The following is a 21,136-nucleotide window of genomic DNA, read 5'->3' as shown; positions in this document are numbered from 1 at the left end:
CAAATACACCTGAGAATTTATTGATCTTTATATTATTTTTCTTGCAATACCAGTGTGATATAAAAATTCCAGTAAATACAAAAATTCCCGCAATAAAAAATAATGCGACTCTGATAGTTTTAATATCTTCACACGTGTAGCTTTCTAGCATTTCATGACCTGTTTTCGTATGGAGAAATTTTTGCGGCATCAAACATGGAGGACTAGTACAAAGGTACGGAAATAGCCGGTGAAACGGGGGTTTTAGCATCCACTCCAATGCTGGGTCCCAGTCCTATGTAGAGCTCAGGCCATCCATCTGTCTGCTGCACTTCGATGGTGAAAATCCCCAAGCCCATTCCCCCACCCACTGAAACAGGCAGGTTTTGGGCATCTGGATCTCGAAGCCTGAATCCGCAAGAAGCGGCTGCGCGAGCGCCCGTACCGACTGTCAAGAGATTGAACTGTCCACTTGGGCCAGATATTTCATTCGCCGCAACGCCAACACCCGCGCCCATTCCTACGGCATAACTACCGGAAGCGCGGCATTCACCTGTCAAGATTGGCCGTGGCATCGGATACATTTCCCGCATGATTTGTTCATTGCTCTGTCCCTGCTCTATTCTCCAGTGCATCTCTGATGCACGTGCCCGCACTCCGGGCATGTTAAGAAACCCACCTAGAACCTGCAGTCCCAACGGATCGCTACGCATCGTTGGCGCGTTCCGCACATAGGCATACAGGTTGTAGCCGCCGCGTAGCCCGATCGGGTCTTTCGAGACGTAACGCCTGACGTCCGGGTCGTAATAGCGGTAGCGGTTGTAGTGCAAGCCCGATTCAGCATCATGATGCTGCCCGAGGAAACGGATCGGGTTAGCCATTCGTGCGGTGTTGGCCGTGTTACCCGACGATTCCTCTACGGTTCCCCACACACATTGCTCTGCATTCCAGATGATCCTGCCCGAGGAATCTGTCAGCGCCTGCGGCGTGCCGAGATGGTCGCACTGGTACCAGGCCAGGCTGTCGATGGCCGGGGCGGGTGGCAGTGGTAGCCAGAGAGGGTCGTTGTCGCGGAGATAGTGTGCGCCGTAACGCGGCTCATCCTGCAGCAGGATCGCGTCTGCGCGCACCGCCTGTGCCACTGGTACGAAGGTGCCGGGCTCGTAGACATAGTGCGTGGTACGGGCCCCAAAGCCATCTTCATCGGCAATGGTGCTTTCCCATGCCAGGGTATCGCCATCCCACCCGTAGAGCGTGAAGCCACACTGGTGTTGGCGATTCACCTTGAGGCGCTCTGCGCGGTTCCACTGCGCACCGGCCTCACGTCGCTCCTCGTAGTGCGCCCGGGTGTGTTTGTACAGCCGACGGCCCAGCGCATCGTAGCCATAGTCAGCTTGCAGGCGTTCGTCTTCGTAGTGCGTGAGCCGGTCGAACAGGTCCCAGGTGAAATGGCTCTCCTGCCCGTTCGTCCAGCGGTGGGCGAGGTTGCCCCAGGCATCGTACTGATAGTGGGTGCCGCCGTACTGCTTGAGGCGGTTGTCCAGCGCTTTCGGGCTTGGCATACGCTGGCGCTCGGCTTCCCGCCGCTCGGCCGGGTCGATCAGGTTGCCGGCTGGATCGAAGGCAAAGGTTTCCACACCCAGGAGGCTTTGTGCCTCCAGCAATCGGCCCACCGGGTCGTAGCCATAGCGCAACTCACCGCGTCGCGTGTCATTGATGCCGGTGAGCTGTCCGCCGGCATCGTAGTGATAACGGCGCACCAGCAGCCGACCACCATCGGTTTGGCCTTGTAGGTCTTTAAGGCCGTCGCGCGCCAGCACCTGTTCGCTGAGGCGGCCCAGCGCATCCCACCTCTGTGTCTGTAGCAGGCGGTTGCCTTGCAGGCGTGCGACTTCGCGGTGCAGGTCGTCGCGCTCGTAGCTGGACAGTTCATGATTATCCAGTTGCAGCCCCAGCAGATAGCCGCTGCCGTAGATGAGCCAGTTCACCCGGTGACCGTCTGGACGCACAGTGGCGGTTCGCTGATTGAGCGTGTCGTATTCGTGGAGCCACACAGCGACCAGCGGCTTACCCAGGCAGCGATAGTGCTGGTGCTCGCGCACCAGATTGCCAGCCGCGTCGTGGAACCATTGCAGGCGGCTGTCGGCGTTGCTGGCCAGCGCCAGGTTGCCGTTGCCATCGTAAGCGAAGCGCTCGATCTGCCAATCAGCATCGCGCGGAATGGATTCTCCAGTTTTCAGCGCGGCGCGGCGCTCGATCAAGCGTCCCCGCTCGTCGAAAAGGTAGGCGGTGATGCGCTGTCCGTTGACGGCACTCGACAGGTGCCCGCTACGCGGGTCGTACTCGTAGCGAGTGGTGGCGCCGTCGACGCCAGTCTCCGCGAGCAGGCGTCCAACCGAGTCATAACGAAACTCAGAGTCTCGGCCGTTCTGGTTACGTAGGCGCACGAGGCGCCCCAGTTTATCCCAGTGGTAATGCACGGTCTGGTCGCTGGCATCCACGCGCTGGCCCAGCAGACCCGCGACGGTATAGCTCCACCGGGTACGGCGGCCCAGCGGGTCAGTATAGACAAGGAGCCGCCCTTCGGCATCACGCTCGAACCGGTGTTCAGCGTTGCCGGAGAACTGCACCGCTACGAGCTGGCCTGCCTCGTAGCGGGAGCAAGCAACCTGCCCTGAGGCGTCGGTGAATTGGACTATTTGGCCGCGCTCGTCATAGGTCCACGTGCTGACCTTGCCAGAGCAATCTACGTAGCGCGTGAGCTGTCCGTTAGTGTCGTACTCAAGCTGCTTTTGCCGGCCGTTGGCATCGGTAATGCCGATGGGCAGGCCCATCAGGTTGTAGGCGTATTCGGTCTTGTTGCCCAGTGGGTCGATGACTTCGGTCAGTCGGCCGCGCGTGTCGTAGTCGCGCTGCCAGAGTCCTCCTTCGGCATCGCTGATCTTGATGAGCTGGTCTTTTGTATTCCACGCGTAGTGCACTGTGGTGCCGTCCGCACGGATGTGTTCCAGCAGGTTGCCGTTTTCGTCGTAGGCGTAGCGGTCTGCGCTGCCATCGGTGTGGGTGTGATGGATGACGTTCTTGGCAGCGTCGCGGTAGAACCACTCGGAACGCTTGTCGGGATGCACGACGCGGTAGGTGTAGCCCTGGCTGTCGTAGTAGTGCCAGGTCTCCTGGCCATGGGCATCGGTGACGTAGGTAAGGCGAATGTTCGGGTCCCACTCCAGCCGCATTTCGAAGCTGCCATCGTCGGCCCACTCGTGCACGGCGCGTGCATCGGTGCTCTCGCCCTGCCATGCGAGGTTCATGCCTCGGCCGGTGCGGTCGGTGTAGCGGGTGATCAGGTGGTGCTGGTAGGTGTAGGTCCAGACAGCGGTGTTTTCGTCCTGGGCCAGCGTGAGGTCGCCGGCCTCGTCGTAGTGGTACAGGCTCAGCCGGCGCTCAGGGGTCGTCTCTCCCATAAGCCACAGGCCGGTGATGCGACCGTGGGCATCCACGTCGGTGCCCAGGTGGGTATGCGGCTGGCTCGGGTCATCTTGATAGGTGACGAGATCGGAGAGCACGACGCGTTCGCCCACGCGGTGGTCGTAGCCCAGGAGCAGGCCCACACCACCGCGCAGTTCGACCTGCACGAGCAGGTAACGCTCGCTGTGGCGCTGGTAGGTTTCGCGGTATTCGTAGCCGCGGCACAGGACCAGGCGGTGTTCGCTGACCCGCACCAGAGTGATGTCCTCAATACGGTCATCGTGCACGCCGCCGACCTTGGGCAGTGGATAGTCAATGATGCGGCCGTCGGCGCCGTGGTAGCGCAGGCCTTTGCCGTCCACATCGAAGCGCGTGGTGTACGGCGTAATCCATCGTGCGCCCAGTTCGCCGTTGTCATATGCGCCAAGACTTGAGCGGTAGGTGCGCGTCCAGGCAAGCGGGAATGGCCCCGGGAGATGGAAGTCTGTGTGGGCGATCATTTCGCTGCCGGTGGTAAAGCTAATGCTGCTGCCCGTTCCGCTCGCAGCGCAGTTCTTGCACGGGATGGGATCCTGCGAGGTCGGCCCTTCCGCGCCGCATGCTTCCAAAGGTTGCCCGGGCCGACTGGATTGGCTAACGCTGGTGACGGCCGGTTTGACGTTGGCGCTTTGCCCGAGGCCTGAACCTTGCGTGGCCAAGGCCTGTTCGAGCTGCGCGAGCGTCCAACCCAAGCTCTGCGATTTTCCCGCGTCGGCTAGTTGCCGAACCTGCATGGCCAGTTCCAGAGCAAAGCCGTGGAGTTTCCCAGCCATCACACGCCCACCCGCTGGCGATGCCGACGAGATAGACCCGGCACCGGCATGCAGGCTGTCTTTGGCCGAGCGTTTGTGAAATTGGAATGCCGCATCGTAGACGTTGGAGAAAACACTGGCGGGATCGCGCCAGGACTGGCTGTCCGCAGCGGCGCTCTGCGCTGTGCCTCTCTCGCTGACCGGAATGCCCGGTTTGCCGGATGCCAGCGCATCCAGGCCGTTCGCCAAGTCCATGACCAAGCCCTGGCCGAGGGTAGCAGCCTCGTCGAGGAAACTGGGCAGTGCCGCTTTAGCGCGCTGCACAAAGTCGTCGAGTTCGCCTTTGATGCTGGTGTTCAGATGGGTCGCCAAGGTGGCGAGCAACGATTCATTCAGGGGCTGTTCGCCACCCGCTTCCAACGCCTGACCAGTGAGGTACAGCATTGGCCGCAAACTCATGCGCGCGGCTACAGTATTTGGCGCCGGCAAGGCCCCCAGCAGGTTGATACCAAGGCCAGCCCAGTCGTGCGGTTGGCGCTGTGGATTCTGTAACAGCATGACGATATCGCCCAACAAGTCCGCCAACGGCAGGATGTTGCGCAGCGTGGGGACGTTGCCTGCGGTTCTGCGTACGTCTTCCAGCGTAACTGTGCCGTCACTGATACCAACCAGCCAGTCATCAAAGGCCTTGATGTTGCGCGCGACGTCACGTGGCTGGATCTGGTTCACGGGCACGACGGCGACCTGTCTTGTGCGCGATGGGACAGCGATGTTGGTGGACATATTCATAAACGAGTACTCAAATCCGGGATAAGGCATGGCCTTACGGCAGCGATGCGTCAGGCGAAGGCATCAAGGAGTGGGGCATGGAGCTCGCGCCTATTTGCGTCGTCATATCGAGCCCCGACCCATTCATGCACGGAAGCCCGGCGTGGACATCTCCTGGATCGGGGCTACCTTCTTAACAGCGCCTGGCCCAGCATAAGTGTGAGCGCCTGCAGCACCGGTCAACCAGCCCTCCGCGTCTGCAGCCGAGGGAATGTCGTTCTGCATTTTTGCGCGTGCCGAACCCAGCAGTCTGGCGGCACTGGTCAATGCCTTGCCGACACTGGTCGAGGCCGCCAGTTGACCCGCCACAGCAAGATCTGCGCCCATAAGATTGCCTACTCCCTGGTCCAGGTTGCCCAGGACGTTGGCAACAGACTGACTGGTCACGGTTTGCTGGGCGGCAACCAGGGAACTCGCCAAGGCCTGGGCTCGCTGTGTAATACCTTGCTGGGGTTCTGCCGGCCAAGTCGGCCCACCAAAATAGCTGGCAGTAGCAAAGGTGTCCGCTGGATCCTTGCCGTATTGAACCCGTGCAGGTCCGGGAGCTGCGCCCGAGACAATATTGTGTCCGGCATCGTTGAGCTTGCCTTTGAACACTTTGCCCAAAGCATCTTCGACCTCGTAAGTGCCGCCTGCGATGCCGGCACCATTGGCGAAACTGCTGTCATAGCGGTGAAATAATTCCAGATTCCCCTGACCAGGCTTGGGCGGTGCTGGAAAACTCGTCGCCCGGTTCTTCGGGCCGGTGTAGCTGAACCTGGCCGCATGTCCGGTATATTTGCCACTGGTCTGGTGGGTAATCCCGCCAGCGTTGTAGACCGTGGCGCTGCCGCCGCCGTTGATGACCAGCTCAGTCTTCGCGTTCAGCGTAATGCGGTCTGCGGTGTGCGTGATATTGAGCTTGGCCAGCAGGTTGAGGCTGTCCTTCAGCGCACGGATATCGATGTCTCCAGCGGCAGCCACCAGGCGATAGCCAAGGTTTTGCACGAACAGGCGCATGCCGCGGCTCGCACTGGCCAGCAGCCGCTTGCCGCTGGTGAGGCTGATGTGTTCGGTGCTGCTCAGCGCAATATGCGCACCCGTGGCGATGTGGGTGGAGCCTGGCGTGCTCAGCGCGATACCTGCCGGACTCGCCACCATCAGATGCGGCTCTTCGAACTCGGGGAAATTGTTGCTGTCCGGGCTCCCGGACCCGCTGCCCACGATACCCTTATGCTGCTTTAGCAACGCCCGGGCGACCAGGTCCTGATCGCCAGTCTCCTGCACCTGGACTTCGCGGGCCATCGCGCCAAAGCCGTCTTGCTGCTCGCCAGCCACTTCCAGCCGCTGCGCTGTTTCCTTCAGGTCCTTGTGGTGCCCGGACGCCATGGGGCGAGGCTCGGTGGTGAGCAGCAGCCCGGCGCCGGCGCGCACCGCACCGTGTTCGTCGGTGCGCAGTTCGAAGCCTTTGCCGCGCGCCTTGCCGCCGCCCTGGCGCGGATGGACCAGATAGCCCAGGTTGAGCGCGCTGGCCCCCTGGTCGCTGCGCAGGCTGGAGCTGATTTCGCCACGCGTGTCGTCAAACAGCAGTTCGTTATTGCGCCCGCCTTTGTGTTCCTTGCTCTTGATGGTGCTGAGAATGTTGTGCCGGGGCAGTTCATACGGCGGTAGTTGCAGCGCCATATAAGTTCGGCCGATAACCAGTGGCTGGTCGCAATCGCCGTCGATATGGCCGACCAGCACTTCCTGGCCGATGCGGGGAATCGCCATGTGCCCCCAGGTGGCGCCCGCCCAGTTTTGCGACACGCGGATCCAGCAGGAGCTGTGTTCGTCGGATTTGCCCAGCCGGTCCCAAGTGAACTGGACCTTGACTCTGCCCCACTGGTCGCAGTGGATTTCTTCACCGGGAGGGCCGACGACGATGGCAACCTGCGGTCCGTCAATGCGCGGCTTGTCTAGTAGCTGGGGACGCCATTCAACGTCATCGGGAATCAGTTCTGCAACGTAGCTGTAGTGGGTACCCAGCTCTGCTCCTGCGCTTTCCTCTGCCTGGCTGGTGGTCTGAATGCCACGGTGCCTGATGCGCAACGTGCGCCAGCCCCGGTTAAGGTCAGCGCGTGGATGGCCTGTCAAATCAAAGGCCAGCCCAGGCACCAGACGCGCATCGTCGCCTTCCACTTCGGCGAGACGTGCTTCGCCACGCAGCCCCCGCAGGCGGGTCGTGGTAAAGGGCTGGCCGGCTTCGTCCGCCTTGTAGCGGCCAGGAAACTGGTAGACCTCGTAGTCCTGCCCCTGGTGCTCAAGCTGGGGGCCGTCGGACTGATGTTGCTGGTTATAGACTGGATTCCTGAAGGTGTAGTCGCGCTGGGTCTGGCGGGCCGTTCGCACCCGTTCGCCATAGCGGAAGCGCCACAGCGCCGGACCAGGCTGATCGCCCCCCGGTTGCGCGTTGTAATCCACAGGGCCGCCTTCGATGGCGCCAAATACATAGAGATTGTCGCCATGGATCAACTGGTGGCCGGATTCGGGAAACAGGAAGGCGTAATAAAAGCCTTCCTCGGCAGCCAGTCTGGCCAGAAAATGCAAATCGCTGTCTCCCGCCTGTACACAATATTCGCGCGGAAGGTGCTGCTGGGTGACAAGCTGCCCGTAATCGGTGACTTCGTGTTCCTTGAGCACCGCTGCCATGATTTGCGGCACGCTCTGCTGCTGGTAGATGCGCCAGTCGGCGCATAGCCCGGCACGCGCGAGCCGGGGCTCGACCAGTGCCCGGTAGCGGGTGCGGCGAAAACCGGTTTCGCCTTGGTCAAATTCGCTGACCAGGCCTGACACCAGGCGCACCGGTTGGTCGCGGCGCCAGATGGTGAGCTGTGCGGCCTGATCCAGTACCGCACCAAAATCAACCGCCGGGTTAGTGCTTGCCAGCTCCAGCGACAGCACGAAGGTCTGGCTGAGGCCTTCTTCCAGTTCGAACGAGATGACATCGAAGTCGATTCCGCCCGCACTGAAGGTAAAGCGCATGTCGGATTGTCGGGCCATGGAATTCTCCTCAGCAGATGGAATGGCGTGCGATGCGTACTACCCTCATCGCTTGTATGGTTGTCAGCGGGCATAGGCATCGCGGCATACCTGCGCTAGCGCTTGAGCGTCGCGTCCAGCGCGCGCAGTACCTGTCCGGTGCTGCTATCCAGCTGGAGAGTGAAGTAGAGGAAGGCTCCGATCAGCACCACAAGAGCGCACGCCCAAGGCGTCCACCAAGGCAGCAGCGTGCCCAGGCGATAGCGCCGCGTGGCGATGTTGCGTTCGGCATCGGTGAGCTTTTCCGGAGCATCACCGCGTAGCCCACGCAGAGCACGGTGGAGCTTGTCGATGATGATGTTCAGCGACTCATCACGGTTGTTGCGCACGCCGTACTTGCCGGTAAATCCCAGGCACAGGCACAGATACTTGAATTCCAGCACGTCGCGGTACTTGGCAGGCTCCATGAGCATGCGGGTGAGCACGGTGAAAAACTTTTCTCCACCCCAAGTCTCGTTGTGGAAGTGACTGAGCAAGGAACGCCTGGCCCACATCGAGTTGCTCCCACCCCAGGAAGTGGCCATGACGGCTTCGTCAATGAAGGCGCACAGCGCGTAACGGTAAGCCAGTTGAGTCGCGCTATCGTAATGATGCTGGCGGATCTCATCGTCCAGCGCGCTGATCTGGTCGCGCACGGTTTCGTAAAGACGCCCCACATCGTTGTAGCGGTCCAGCCGGCGCAGGCGGATGACCAGTCCGAACAATGGCTCGGCGCCATCCACCAGGGGATTCCAGCCGTGGCCACGCAACTGGAAACTCAAGTCCGGGTCGCCATTGAACTGTTCGATCCGGTCATAGCCCACGGCCTGGGCCTGCACGTCGGCACCATTGTCTGGCACCGGGCGGGAACGCACACTGCGCGGGTCGTCTACGGCAACAGTCATCGTCATGTCATTGGCTCCGGATGGCCCAGAACTGCATTTCGAGTTCGGGGAAGTCGCCGGCCACGTGGAAACCGAAGCCGTTCTGGGTTTGGCTCATGACCTGCCACGCCGGATGGCTACGGTCGAGTTCGAAGTAGATAAAACCAGCGTGATAGGGCAAGTGCCGTGGCGCCACGTGCAACTGCTTGAGGGGGATGCCAGGCAATTGCAGGCTGACGAGCTCACTCAGCCGCTCCTTGGAGGTGACCTTGGCTTGCTGGACAAATAATTGCCGCAGCTCGTCGGCCTGCATGCGGGCGCGCACGGCAAGCACGAATTCGGCAGTCGGGATGAGGCTGGGGTCATGCACGTCGGCTGTGTACGTCCCATAGCGCTGATCCTCGATGGGCAAGGACACGGCCCTCGGCTGCAGCACGGTGCTCAAGGCCCGGCGCAGCGTACTCATCAGCAGGCGGAACGACGCACGCAGGTCATCGTGTTGATAGGCCGGATATTCCTGGGGCAACCGGCCATCGTCAGTGAAGGTGACCAGCTCGCCGCAGGCCTGGCTAAAGGCAATGTAAAGATTCTCGGGATGGACATGGCGCTGACGCGCCAGATGGGTGAACCAGGGCTGCAGGCGATTGATTACTTGCAACAGGTTGAAGTCGGTGATGTCGGCGACGCCCGATTGCCCTGCCGAGCCAATACGCTCAGCGATGCTCTTGGCGCGCTCACGCATGAGTCCGGCGACTTCGCCGACGAAACGGTGTAGCGGTGGAATCGCGTTTAACGACAGGCTAGTCGGATAAAAGCCATCTTCGTCCAGCACCAGACTGCCGTCAGGACGGCGGTCAAGGATGCGGCACATAGCGATTCCGGTATAGGCGCTGCGATCCTGCTGTTCCAGCGCGAACTGGAGATTGGGAATGATCATGTCCACTGGATGGCGGTCACCCTCCAGGCTATGCGTGTCGCTAACGGCTTCCGTGCGCGTCACATAACGGGCATTGTCGTAAGTGTCAGGCCAGCGGACTTCCAGCCCGCTCTCCTGCCTGAGTAGCAACGTCAGGTAGACCGTCTGGTTGGCGATGCTGGCATCGGTGATTGCCAGCGGCTCAGGCGCTGGCTGTTCACCAGGAATGTCGATGACTGTGCCATCAGGCATCACGCCACGGGCGCGTACGATGGCCACCTTGCCGAAAGCCAGATACTCGTGGTTGATCTCCAGTTCGCTGAAACCGTAGAGATGGTCACTGATGCCGCTGAGGCGCTGGTTAAGCTGGTACTCGGCAGCACGAGCTTGCTGCTGGAAATGCTGGGGCTGAACGAACAGCCCTTCGCCCCAGAGTACGGGGTTACGTGAAGTCATGGTGTTGCCTGAGTGTGAGGTAAGGCGGATAAGGGCGGCAGACCAGGAAGCGAAGACGCCGCAGGCAGCGGTGGAAATGATGGGGCGGAAGGCCGCGAAGCAGGCCGCTTCCTGGTGCGGGCAGGCGGAACCGGGCAGGCTACGGATACTGGTGTGAGTGCGGACACACTGGCCGTTGCGGGTCTTCTCTCATCGGTGATACTCACGCGGGTTCCTCTCAGCATGACCAGCAACGAGTACTTGTGTCCCTTCGGCTCCAGCGGAATGATCTCCTTCCACGCTACGGCATTGGCATCATGGAAATAGGCGATCACTGCGAGGAAGCGCGTGTCACTCCGAATATCGCGGAACGGGACGAACTTGAACTGGCCGGGCAGCAGCAGATAGTCGTCCGCGTCCAGGTAAGTACTTCCCAAGACCTTTTTCAGTTCCTTGCGCAACTGGTCTGGATCAGCATTCAGCAACAACGAATCGTCCTTGAGTTGCACTAGCTTGAACGCGACAGGCGTGCCAGGCGCTTTGGCTGGAGCCGCCTGCGCGGTAGAGGGTGCGAAGCTGCGCCGTTGGCCATGGGCGTCGTACTGGCCCAGTTCCGGCTCGTCGCTATCCTCTGCTTCATCTGCCTGACCAACAGGTGCTGCATCCGGTGGATCCGCGATATCAGCCGTCGCCGGCAATGGAGCACGCAGCGCGATACCCTGCGGCCCGGACAGTGCCGCGGTCGCTGGCACTGCGACGAAGCCAGTGGGATCAACGTCGGTCTGCAAATGTTCGAGCAAGCGGTACAGGTTGTTGATCAACGCCGGTTTGTTATCACTGACAAAGCGGACCGTATAGGGGCCGTCATCGTCATTCAGTCCGGCGTCTTGGGCATCCAGGTCGGGAACCTGGTACTGGCCATTGGGATTAACGTCGTGGTCCGCGTACAGGCTCAGCGCAACCTGGGTCGGCTGGTCGTCATTGGAGCCGACCTGGATTGACGGGTTGAGCAGCACCTGTCCGGTCTTTTTCAGCGCACTACCGATTCCGCAGCCACTCAGCAGCAAAAGCGGCAGCAGTATGCATGCAGCCTTCCTCATCGTGACTCCAGACGCAGGGTCTGGTCGTAGGCTTGCTCGAAGACTTCCCAGAAGAGTTTCTCGAAACCTTGCTGGCGGGGCGAGGACAGCTCGTTGTAGTAATGGGTGTACATCTGCCAGTTCCAGTCCTTCTCCCCGGCTTGTGCGGCCGGCCCCGGCTGGTAGCGCTCAAAGCGCTGGCGCAACTGGCCGGGCGCGAACGCACGGAGCAAAGCCTGAAGGCCGGCTTCGATGGCCTGGGTCATCGCTATCTGATGCCGATGCACCTGGGCCAGACTTTCCCCGATAGCCGCAGATGGTGACAGATGCACCACGCTGCGCCCAGCAGAAAACAGCGCTCGTACGGTATCGGGGTAGTCGAGCCCCAGGCGCAAAGGGTTGTCCTCGATGGGCTGAAGCGTGCGGGACAAGGGTGCGAGATAGCGCTGCTTGCTGTCTTCGGCAGCCTGTAGCGCAGCGATTCCGCGAATCGCTGCGGCTAACGCCTTGCCTGCTTCCAGCAATAACCGCTGACATTCCTGATGGTCCATCGGACCAACGGCGGCACCGAGCCCTTCGATCAGGGGCTGAAGCAACAGGTTGATATCACCGGTTTTCGGGAGGGACTGCGGCATCGGGGAAGCTCCTGAAAGAGTCCTGGGTGAACCCGATATGGCTTCGAACCGGGTACGGGCATGGTCGACCTGGGTGTGGCTCGGGCTCAGGCCGTAGTGCGTGTGATCAAGCGGGTCGGCACCTGGCACGGCTTCAGGAGGATTACGCTGCGCCGCATCCAGGGCGGCGAGTGGGTCCAGTTCATCCGTGGCGCTGGATTTGGCCGCTAACGCATCGAAAGCGCTGAAATCCGCCTTGTGCGTCGTGGTCTCCAGTGGGATGACCGTTCCGCTAACGGGTTGCAGGCCAACAGGGGGTTCGTTGAGCAGCTCACCAATACTGTGCTGTGCCAGTGAACGCTGACTGGCGCCCAGCTTTTCCGGGGCTTGCAGATGCGCCATCACCACAAAGGCACCAATATGCAGCTTATCGCCATCACGAAGACGGACCGCAGCGCCACGGCGCAGGGGTGTCGTCGTGTCGTTAACCCGTGTGGCGCCGCTCTGGTCGCGCACGCAGTAGCTATGGTCGATCCAGGCGATTTCACAATGAATCGCCTCCACCTGGCCTTGTCCATCGTCAAGCAGCCAGTCAGCGCCCCGGCTACCGATGGTGCCGCCCGCGTGGCTGAAGCTATGACGGCCCGTGCTACCTGCACGCAGTGCGTGAGCATTGGAGACGACCAGCTCCAGGCACTGCACGTCGATGGAGGACGGTCTGGGTTGAAGAGTCAGCTTGTTCATAGTCGAACCTTGATACGCACAGGTGAACGAGCGGCGCTATCGCCATTGACAAAAGTGGTCCAGCCCAGATGCGAGCCACGTGTGTGGCCAAGATTGAAGGGCGCGACTTCGGCGGGACGAAGGCGTAATTCGAGGTCATAGGCAAGCGGATCGCGCAGCAGAAATTCCATCAGCTTGCGCAGGCGTGCAAAGTCCTCTCCGCTAGGCAGGAAGCGGCGAAAACGTTGCTGGTCGAGACCAGAGATAACGAGCGTGAATTTGTTATGGCAAGTGCGGACACGCTTGCCCACGATGAAGCTCTGGCCCACTTTTCCATTGCGTTTTCCCAGCATCAGGCGCTGTGGCTGCGGGATATCGACGTAGCGAACCTCGAATTCACGCACCTGCACTGATTTCAGTTCGAAGCAGTCAGCGACGATTCCTGCCACCATCGACGGTGAGCGTCCACGATTGATGATCGGGCCGGTAAATCCGAGAAGCCGGCTCCAGGGCAATGGCGTGGCGCCACGCAAGTCTCTGTTGCCGAGGCCGATCAGCGAGAACACATAGCGCGAGAAACCATCGGTCGCTTCCCGGCGAAAGCGCACGTGGTAGCGGTACTTGCGCCAGGCCTGATGCAGTAGCGTCAGCAGGCGATGGTGGAAAAAGTCCAGAAACGCGGGGCGAATCCCGATACCCTGGCCGTATTCATAGGCCAGACGGTCCAGGTAGTACCCTGGCAGCGGTGAATCAGGACCGTGCAAGCCGAAAAAATTCGCCTGTACCTGGTACTCGCTGGACGAGCTTTCCGGCATGCGCGCGGCAAAGCTGATGTCCGAGGCAGGAAATGCCAGCCCCGCAGAGCTGCTCAGACGGATACGCCGCTGGGCTTCCCCGAGAGGATCCACGGTTTCCAGGTCATCGTCGTGGAAAGCATGCAGTCGCTCCAGCAGTCTGAAGAAGTCATAGTTCTTCGCGCTAGCGAGCACAGCCTCCACGGCGGCTAGATCAGAGGCTGTTTGCCGGTCTGTAGTGGCCATTCGTAATGCTCATTGCTGCGAGTGTTGACGACTTCCAGGACATGGAACGAATTGATGCTGGCGTAGAGCGCAAGAAAGTGGCTCAGCACGCTGCCAAAGAGGTAGAGATCGCCCTCGCAGAGAAACGCATCCTGGTCGAGATTCAGCACGGTTTTCAGCCCGCGGATGGGCAAGCCTTTCATGAGCCAGTCCATCGGTCTGGTGCTGGCTTCGCCGATTCCGGCCAGACGTTTGCTACTGGCTCGTGCGTGCTGGATATCGTGTAGCGCCGCGAAATCGTAGGCGCGTAACACCGCCTTGAGTGGTTCCGCAGCCAGTAAAGACAGATAGTTCAGCGACAGGTTGGAAATCAGGCTCCACTGTAGATCGCCATCCAGCACTGGACGATAAGAGGGGGTGGGTCGCGTGATGTTGCGAAAGGTCGTAAAAGGAGGCGCCGTCTGGGTGCCTTCGCAGATGTCGCCGACATCCAGTGCTAGCGGCAGGTCACGGTTGGTGCAGGTCAGCGAAAGCGAAACGGTTTCACTGCTGGCCACGTATTCGCTGTCATCGGCGCGTACGAACGAGACGCTGTGGTTAATGCCCATGTCATTGAGCGTATTGCTGATATGGGTGTGGTAATAGATCGCGCTACGGCCATCCGCATGCTCAACCTCGTGGGCCATCGTCTCAAATGGACGGAAAACCCGAAGTCGTTCGCTGCGCCGCCCTTCGACCTGGCGGTGCAGGCCCCGGACATCGTCGATGCTGAAAATTTCGTAGGCGTCGGGACGCTGGCCTGTCGGGAAAACGGGCTGTCTGGCTACCTTACCGTCAATCCTGAGGGGTTCAGCGTCATGCTCGAACAGGTTAACCGCTGGCGTGCAATACAACGACAGGTCATCGTCGCGCAGACGAATACCTGGCGGCATCGGCCGGCTGAAATGAAACGCGAGGCGCAATGTCTTCTGCGTGGTGGAAGGCCAGAATGGTTGCAAGCCGCTCAGGCGGAAGCAATGAAAGCGCTGTGGGAAAACAAAATACTCCTGCAGGATGCGGTATCCATCAAACGCATTCTTCGGATATGGCAGCAAGGCTTCCTCCGGAGCAAAGCCCGGAAACGAGACCTGGTGACTGGGTAGCGTAAAGGGCTTGCCATCGATCTCGACGCGGATCCTGTCAAGGTATCTGGCCATCCAGAGGTAGAGCGTCCGGGCTGTGGTGTCGTCGCCGCTCAGGTGAAAATCCAGACGCTCGCAGTCCATGAGGTCAGGCGGATTATTGCCAAGGAATTGCAGGTCAATGGTGAGGATGGATTTTTCGCGGGAGTGTGCATCGCTCACGTGCTCAATTCTGAGCGGCAACAGGTCTACGTCGGTGCAGGTACGAAAGCTGCACTGGATACCGTCAACCGGACGTGACAGCACAACAGTCCCCCTGGGGACGGTCTGGCGTTGCGTGATCGCAGATTCAACTGGCTCGAAACGTATGATGGTGGCGCTCGGCAGTGGACGCAGGTAATTCGGCCAAAGTAGTTGCAGCATCGAGTGCGTCAACTCAGGCAGATCGTCCTCGATCTTCAGCCGCAGCTTCGCCGTGAGAAAACCAAAACCTTCCAGTAGCCGCTCGACATCTGGATCAGCGCTTTCCTCTCCGAGGAATTGAGCGAGCTGCGGATTGTCATGGGAGAACTCACGACCGAAGCGACGTAAATAGTCCAGTTCTTCACGGAACTTGCGACGTAATGTCATTGCAGCTACTGCCCCTGGCGATTTTTCGATGGACTACAAGAATCTTGCAATCCGGTTGTGGTGCTGCAGCACCAGGTCGATCTCAATGCTCTCGTGTACGTTACGTACCGGAATGAGGCAATACAGGCGGAAATGCAGGTCGACCGGACTAGCCGAATCTGCAAGCGCCTGAACCCGGGTCACGTTGACCCGCGGCTCGAACTCAGTGACCACCGCCTGGATGTGTTCGCCCAACTGCTGGCGCAGATCGGTACTGCCCGCAGCCACATCATTGAAGTCAGGCAGGCCCAGCGCAGGGCTGCTGGCAGAGCAGCCTTGCCTGGCATTGAGCACCCATTCCAGATGGGTCTTGATTGACTGCATGCGTTCGGCGGCCAGATCCTGACTCGTACGCAGGCGTCGCGGGCTGAGTCCGGGATCGAGCCGCTCGAACAGACTGCCCTGTCCGGACGTACCAGGCGTGGCCCAAGACTTTTTTTTCATTCCTTGTCGAGGCGACCAACGAGAGACAACTCGAAATTGGCACCCATGTATTTGAAGTGGGGACGCACGGCGAGCGACACCTGATACCAGCCCGGATCGCCTTCCACGTCCTGCACGACAACGCGCGCAGCGCGCAATGGCCGACGGCTACGTACATCGGACGAAGGATTTTCTTGATCGGCGATGTACTGCTTGAGCCAGTTATTGAGCTCGCGTTCGAGGTCCGAGCGTTCCTTCCAGCTACCGATCTGTTCGCGCTGTAACACCTTCAGGTAGTGAGCCAGACGGTTGACGATGAACATGTACGGCAATTGCGTACCGAGCTTGTAGTTGGTCTGCGCAGCCTGACCTTCTGCGGTCTTGGCAAAAATTTTCGGTTTCTGCACTGAATTGGCAGAAAAGAAGGCTGCATTGTCGCTATCCTTGCGCATCGTCAACGGAATGAATCCCGCTTCGGACAGTTCGAATTCACGGCGGTCTGACACCAGGACCTCCGTCGGAATCTTGGCCTGCAACTGGCCCAACGACTCGTACAAATGCACGGGAAGATCATCCACAGCGCCACCGGAGAGCGGGCCAATGATGTTCGGGCACCAGCGGTATCTAGCGAAACTGTCGGTAATGCGATTGGCCAGCAGAAACGACGTATTGCCCCACAGGTAGTTGACATGGTTGCCGTCGATCCCTTCCCGGTAAACAAAGGTACGGGTCGGGTTGTCCAGTGGGTCATAGGGCTGACGCAGCAAGAAGCGGGGCATGGTCAGGCCAAGGTAGCGAGAATCTTCGGCCTCCCGCAGACTGCGCCATTTGGCAAATCGCGGCCCTTCAAAGATGTCGCCAATCTCCTTCAGGTTGGGCAACTCCTGAAAATTCTCGACGTTAAGAAACTCGGGGCCGGCGGCACCGAGGAACGGCGCGTGAGACATCGCGCCAATGGCAGCGACGTAGCCCAGCAACTTGATATCGGGCGCTGAAGGGCCGAACGTGTAGCTGCTGACGATGCAACCTACCGGTTCGCCACCGAACTGGCCGTAGCCCGCGGTGTATACATGCTTGTAAAGCCCGCTACGGGTAATGTCTCCAGCGCTTTCAAGGTCATCCAGCAGTTCGGATTTGGTGACATGCATCATGCCGATTTTGGTGTTCTGGCGGGTATCGGTGTTATCGACCAGATGCTTGAGCTCACGCCAGCGTGCTTCCAGATTCTGGAATGGCTCGCAATGCAGAATCTCATCGGTTTGCGCGCTCAGTTGCTCGTCAATCCGGTCGATCATCTGATCCACCAGCATCTTGTTGACGGGCACTTCCCGATCTTCTGACTTGAGTACCTCGGCAATGAATGCCGCGACGCCACGCTCGGCAATAGCGTATCCCTCGTGTGAAGGCTCTATCCGGGTTTGCGCCATGATCTGCTCTAGCAGACCCTGGGTTTGCGTCTCTTCAACTGTGGCGACATCACTTTCTGTTTTCATGCTTTTATCCTTGAAACCGTGGGTATCGGATGCCTGGCGTGCGGTAACCGTCAGGACGCTGTTCCGTCCAGCGCAACACTGAGTTCTTTGGCCAGCTTGCTGCGCGATACCTCATCTCCCAACAAGGCCTGCAATTGCTTGCGGAAAGCGGGAACATTCCCCATTGGACCCTTCACTGCGACTAGCGCTTCGCGCAGTTCCAACAGCTTGCGCAACTCGGGAACCTGCCGGGCCACGGCATCGGGACCAAAATCCTTGATGTTTTTGAATTCCAGCTCAACGCTGAGCGTGTCATCCGGCCTGGCCTCGCCCAAGCGCAGCGGAACAGAAGCTTTCAGCGCGACGTCCGCTTCGCTAAGTACTTCGTTGAAATTGTCTTTATCGATACGCACCACTGGCCTGTCTTCCAGCGCGGTTTCTTCTTCATGCCCCTTGAAATCACCAATGACAAGCAATTTCAATGGCAATTCGATTTCGGCATGCTGACCGCCTGTGGCTGGCACATAAGTAATGTTAATTCGTTCTTTGGGTGCAACCGTCCCCGTTATTTTTGCCATGATGGCTCCTTTTATTAAGTTTCGCCTGGTCCAGACGTAAAACAAGATAACTTAAAATAACTTAGAGATACAAGAAAACTATATATGGAAAATTCATAAAATATATGGTGAAATTTCCTAAAAATAAATCGATGGCTTTGTATGGCCACTTCTGAACGCATCGGGAAATGCTTGGTGTCAGGCAAATAGCTATTGCAGCAATGCACCTGCCGGATTAAGCAGGCTACGGAATTATTTATTGAGATAATGGTTGGCTTATCTGAAAGCGGGCAGATCGCAACAAAAATCAGAATATTCTAGTTTACAAATCTCTTCTTATATGTTTATTTAATAGGTTAATCGCTTTTGAATTTTCATTTCCTTATTTTTTGCTGGAACCGATTAATCCAATACGCATTAATTCAATTCGCGGCAACCTGGCTCAAAATAGCGTGGTTTATCTCGCTCAAAATAGAGTGGTTTATCTCGTCTCCGAACATTTCTTTTGGCGTAATTCATTTCATGATCCGGATTGAACTTTCGGCTGTATTCGACCGCTTGAACGCTTCCTCCCGCCAGGCTCTGGAGGAGGCCGCCAGCCTTTGCATCAGCCAGCAAGGCGCCGAAGTCACGGTGCCGCATGTGCTGTTTAAACTCGTTGACCAGCCGCTAGGCGATGTGCATCTGTTGCTGCGTCAGACCGGACTGGAACCGGATCAGGTGCGCCAGGCGCTCTCGGCTGGCTTTCCCAGTCAGGAAACCGCGGGAGGGCAATATCCGTCGTTTTCTCCGCTGCTTGTCGAGTTGCTGCAGGAAGCCTGGCTTCTCGGTTCGCTCGAATGGCAGCAGGAGCAGATCCGCGGCGGCAGCCTGTTTCTCACCGCCCTGCTCAATGCGGGCCGCTACCTGCCATTGCCCGCCATCCGTCTCTTCGAAGGGGTGAACCGGGAGGCCTGGCGCAAGGAATTCACAACGCGCCTGGCCAATTCTGCGGAGACGCCGCAGACCGCAGAGCACGTACCGCCCATGCCTGCTGGAGCGACAGATTCGGCACTGACCAAGTATGGCCATGATTTCACGGCCCAGGCGCGCGCGGGCAAGCTGGATCCGGTGTTGTGCCGCAACGATGAGATCGACCTGATCATCGACATCCTGTCCCGTCGCCGCAAGAACAATCCGATCGTAGTGGGTGACGCTGGCGTGGGCAAAAGTGCGGTGATCGAGGGTCTAGCGCAACGCATCGTATCCGGCCAGGTGCCCGAAGCGCTGCGTCCAGTCGCGCTCTGGGGGCTCGACCTCGGTGCGTTGCAGGCTGGCGCTTCAGTCAAGGGCGAGTTCGAGAAGCGCCTGAAGGCGATCATCGACGAGGTCAGGAATGCCGCGACACCGGTGATCCTGTTCATTGACGAGGCGCACACGCTCATCGGTGCAGGCAATGCGGCAGGTGGTAGCGATGGCGCAAACCTGCTCAAGCCAGCGCTGGCACGCGGCGAGCTGCGCACGATTGCCGCGACGACTTGGTCGGAATACAAGAAATACTTCGACAGGGATGCCGCGTTAAGCCGACGCTTCCAGCTCGTCAAGCTCGATGAACCGGATCCGGCGACAGCGGTCCACATCCTGCGAGGCCTGCGCGAGACCTACGAGCGCGCCCATGGGGTGTACATCAGCGATGAGGCGTTGCATGCGGCGGCGGAATTGTCGGGGCGCTACCTGTCCGGCCGCCAGCTTCCCGACAAGGCCATCGACGTACTGGACACCGCTTGCGCACGGGTAGCGACGGCGCTCACGGAGCGTCCCCGACGGCTTCGCACGCTTGAGCACGAGCTGCAACAAATCGACGTAGAGATGCGGTTTCTGAAGCGCGACCAGCGTGCGGCCCTGTCTGGCGACAACGATACGCAACGTTTGGAGAAGCTGACCGGGCAACGTGACCAGATACAAAAAGCCATGACCGCCCTGCAGGCATCATGGTCCATGCAGAAACCACTGGTTGATGAGATACAGGCACTGCGTGTCACGCTGCACACTGCTGAGGCAGGGGACGATGATGTACGACAGGCGCCCGTAGAGCCGTTGCCAGCAAAAGTCGCTGAACTCGCGGCACTACAGCGTGATGGCGCGCTGCTGCATGCAGAAGTCGGCCGCGAGCAGATCGCACAGGTCATTGCAGACTGGACTGGCATCCCCGCCACGACCATCGACAGCGACCAGATGGCACGTCTGGCGTCTTTGCCTGAAGTGCTACGCAACAGGGTGAAGGGGCAAGACGGGGCCATTGAACGCATCCACAGACACCTGCTGACTGCGGTCGCCGATTTGCGGCGGCCCGGTACGCCGATGGGCGCGTTCCTGCTGGTAGGACCAAGCGGTGTGGGCAAGACGGAGACCGCCCTGGCGCTGGCCGATACGCTGTTCGGCGGCAGGCAGTTCCTGACGACCATCAACATGTCTGAGTTTCAGGAGAAGCACACCGTTTCGCGTCTGCTCGGCTCACCCCCTGGTTATGTCGGCTATGGCGAGGGGGGCGTATTGACCGAAGCGATCCGCAAGCAGCCGTACTCGGTGGTACTGCTTGATGAAGTGGAAAAAGCCCACGCGGACGTGCTGAATATTTTCTATCAGGCTTTTGACAAGGGAGAGCTGGCGGACGGCGAAGGTCGGCAGATCGACTGCAAGAATGTCCTGTTTTTTCTGACCTCTAATTTAGGCTTCGACCAGCTAGACCCAGGCTTGTCCGACCTGGACGAGCAGGCGCTGCTGGGGCAGTTGATGCGCTTCTTCAAGCCGGCCCTGCTGGCACGGATGCAGGTGATTCCCTATCGCTATCTGGATGACGCGGTACTCGGCGAAATCGTCGAAAGCCGCCTCCAGCGGCTGCAGCAGCAGTTTGTCCAGCGCTATGGCGCCGCCCTGACTATGGCGCCCAGCGCCAGCGACGAGCTGCGTGCGCGTTGCAAGCGCCATCAGAATGGCGCGCGCATGTTGGATGCGAGCCTGGATGGCGAGCTGCTGCCCCCCCTTTCGCTGGCGGTACTGCGCAGGCTGGCTGAGGGCACCGCCTTCCACAGCGCCGAAATGTCGTGGAACGGGTGCGCTTTCGAAGCTGTTCTGGAATGAGCAGC

Annotated in this window: 12 protein-coding genes; 1 reads left to right on the top strand and 11 read right to left on the bottom strand. The window is 59.5% G+C overall.

The genetic code is table 11. The features are described from left to right. Positions 1–203 precede the first annotated feature (203 nt). From GH657_RS12600 to tssB, 11 genes are all read right to left on the bottom strand, one after another. Positions 204–5,024, bottom strand: a complete 4,821-nt coding sequence (locus tag GH657_RS12600; RefSeq protein WP_174769946.1) for an RHS repeat-associated core domain-containing protein — start codon at positions 5,022–5,024, stop codon at positions 204–206. 123 nt (positions 5,025–5,147) lie between these two features. Continuing rightward, complete coding sequence (locus GH657_RS12595) at positions 5,148–8,081, bottom strand: type VI secretion system Vgr family protein (RefSeq protein WP_153101225.1); 2,934 nt, start codon at positions 8,079–8,081, stop codon at positions 5,148–5,150. A 95-nt stretch (positions 8,082–8,176) separates the two neighbouring features. Then, positions 8,177–9,004: a type IVB secretion system protein IcmH/DotU gene (gene icmH, locus GH657_RS12590; RefSeq protein WP_220094851.1), complete on the bottom strand. Its 828-nt coding sequence runs from the start codon at positions 9,002–9,004 to the stop codon at positions 8,177–8,179. A 7-nt stretch (positions 9,005–9,011) separates the two neighbouring features. Beyond that, entirely contained in the window at positions 9,012–10,355 is a 1,344-nt protein-coding gene (tssK, locus tag GH657_RS12585; protein WP_153101222.1) for a type VI secretion system baseplate subunit TssK, read from the bottom strand. Further along, positions 10,352–11,434: a type VI secretion system lipoprotein TssJ gene (tssJ, locus tag GH657_RS12580; protein ID WP_153101220.1), complete on the bottom strand. Its 1,083-nt coding sequence runs from the start codon at positions 11,432–11,434 to the stop codon at positions 10,352–10,354. Before tssJ ends, tssK begins: the two co-directional genes overlap by 4 nt. Next, positions 11,431–12,771 carry a type VI secretion system-associated FHA domain protein TagH gene (gene tagH / locus GH657_RS12575; protein WP_153101218.1) on the bottom strand — a complete coding sequence of 447 codons (1,341 nt, stop codon included), beginning with the start codon at positions 12,769–12,771 and terminating at the stop codon, positions 11,431–11,433. The genes tssJ and tagH overlap by 4 nt, the downstream gene beginning before the upstream one ends. Beyond that, complete coding sequence (gene tssG / locus GH657_RS12570) at positions 12,768–13,790, bottom strand: type VI secretion system baseplate subunit TssG (RefSeq protein ID WP_153101216.1); 1,023 nt, start codon at positions 13,788–13,790, stop codon at positions 12,768–12,770. The genes tagH and tssG overlap by 4 nt, the downstream gene beginning before the upstream one ends. Continuing rightward, positions 13,754–15,520 (bottom strand): type VI secretion system baseplate subunit TssF, encoded by a 1,767-nt coding sequence (gene tssF, locus GH657_RS12565; protein ID WP_153101214.1) that lies wholly within the window; start codon positions 15,518–15,520, stop codon positions 13,754–13,756. The genes tssG and tssF overlap by 37 nt, the downstream gene beginning before the upstream one ends. Positions 15,521–15,553: 33 nt before the next feature. Continuing rightward, the gene (tssE, locus tag GH657_RS12560; protein WP_153101212.1) at positions 15,554–16,003 is read right to left on the bottom strand and encodes a type VI secretion system baseplate subunit TssE; all 450 of its coding nucleotides are present in this window, start codon (positions 16,001–16,003) and stop codon (positions 15,554–15,556) included. Next, positions 16,000–17,475 (bottom strand): type VI secretion system contractile sheath large subunit, encoded by a 1,476-nt coding sequence (gene tssC, locus GH657_RS12555; protein WP_153101210.1) that lies wholly within the window; start codon positions 17,473–17,475, stop codon positions 16,000–16,002. The genes tssE and tssC overlap by 4 nt, the downstream gene beginning before the upstream one ends. Positions 17,476–17,525: 50 nt before the next feature. Then, the gene (tssB, locus tag GH657_RS12550; RefSeq protein ID WP_153101208.1) at positions 17,526–18,032 is read right to left on the bottom strand and encodes a type VI secretion system contractile sheath small subunit; all 507 of its coding nucleotides are present in this window, start codon (positions 18,030–18,032) and stop codon (positions 17,526–17,528) included. 501 nt (positions 18,033–18,533) lie between these two features. Here tssB and tssH point away from each other — a divergent pair. After that, positions 18,534–21,131, top strand: a complete 2,598-nt coding sequence (gene tssH / locus GH657_RS12545) for a type VI secretion system ATPase TssH (RefSeq protein ID WP_153101206.1) — start codon at positions 18,534–18,536, stop codon at positions 21,129–21,131. Positions 21,132–21,136: the final 5 nt, after the last annotated feature.

The sequence above is a fragment of the Paraburkholderia hayleyella genome (genome assembly GCF_009455685.1).
In the GTDB taxonomy this organism is placed as follows: domain Bacteria; phylum Pseudomonadota; class Gammaproteobacteria; order Burkholderiales; family Burkholderiaceae; genus Paraburkholderia; species Paraburkholderia hayleyella.
Note: the sequence above shows the minus strand (reverse complement) of the source record. Positions and strands in the feature narration are given on the sequence as shown.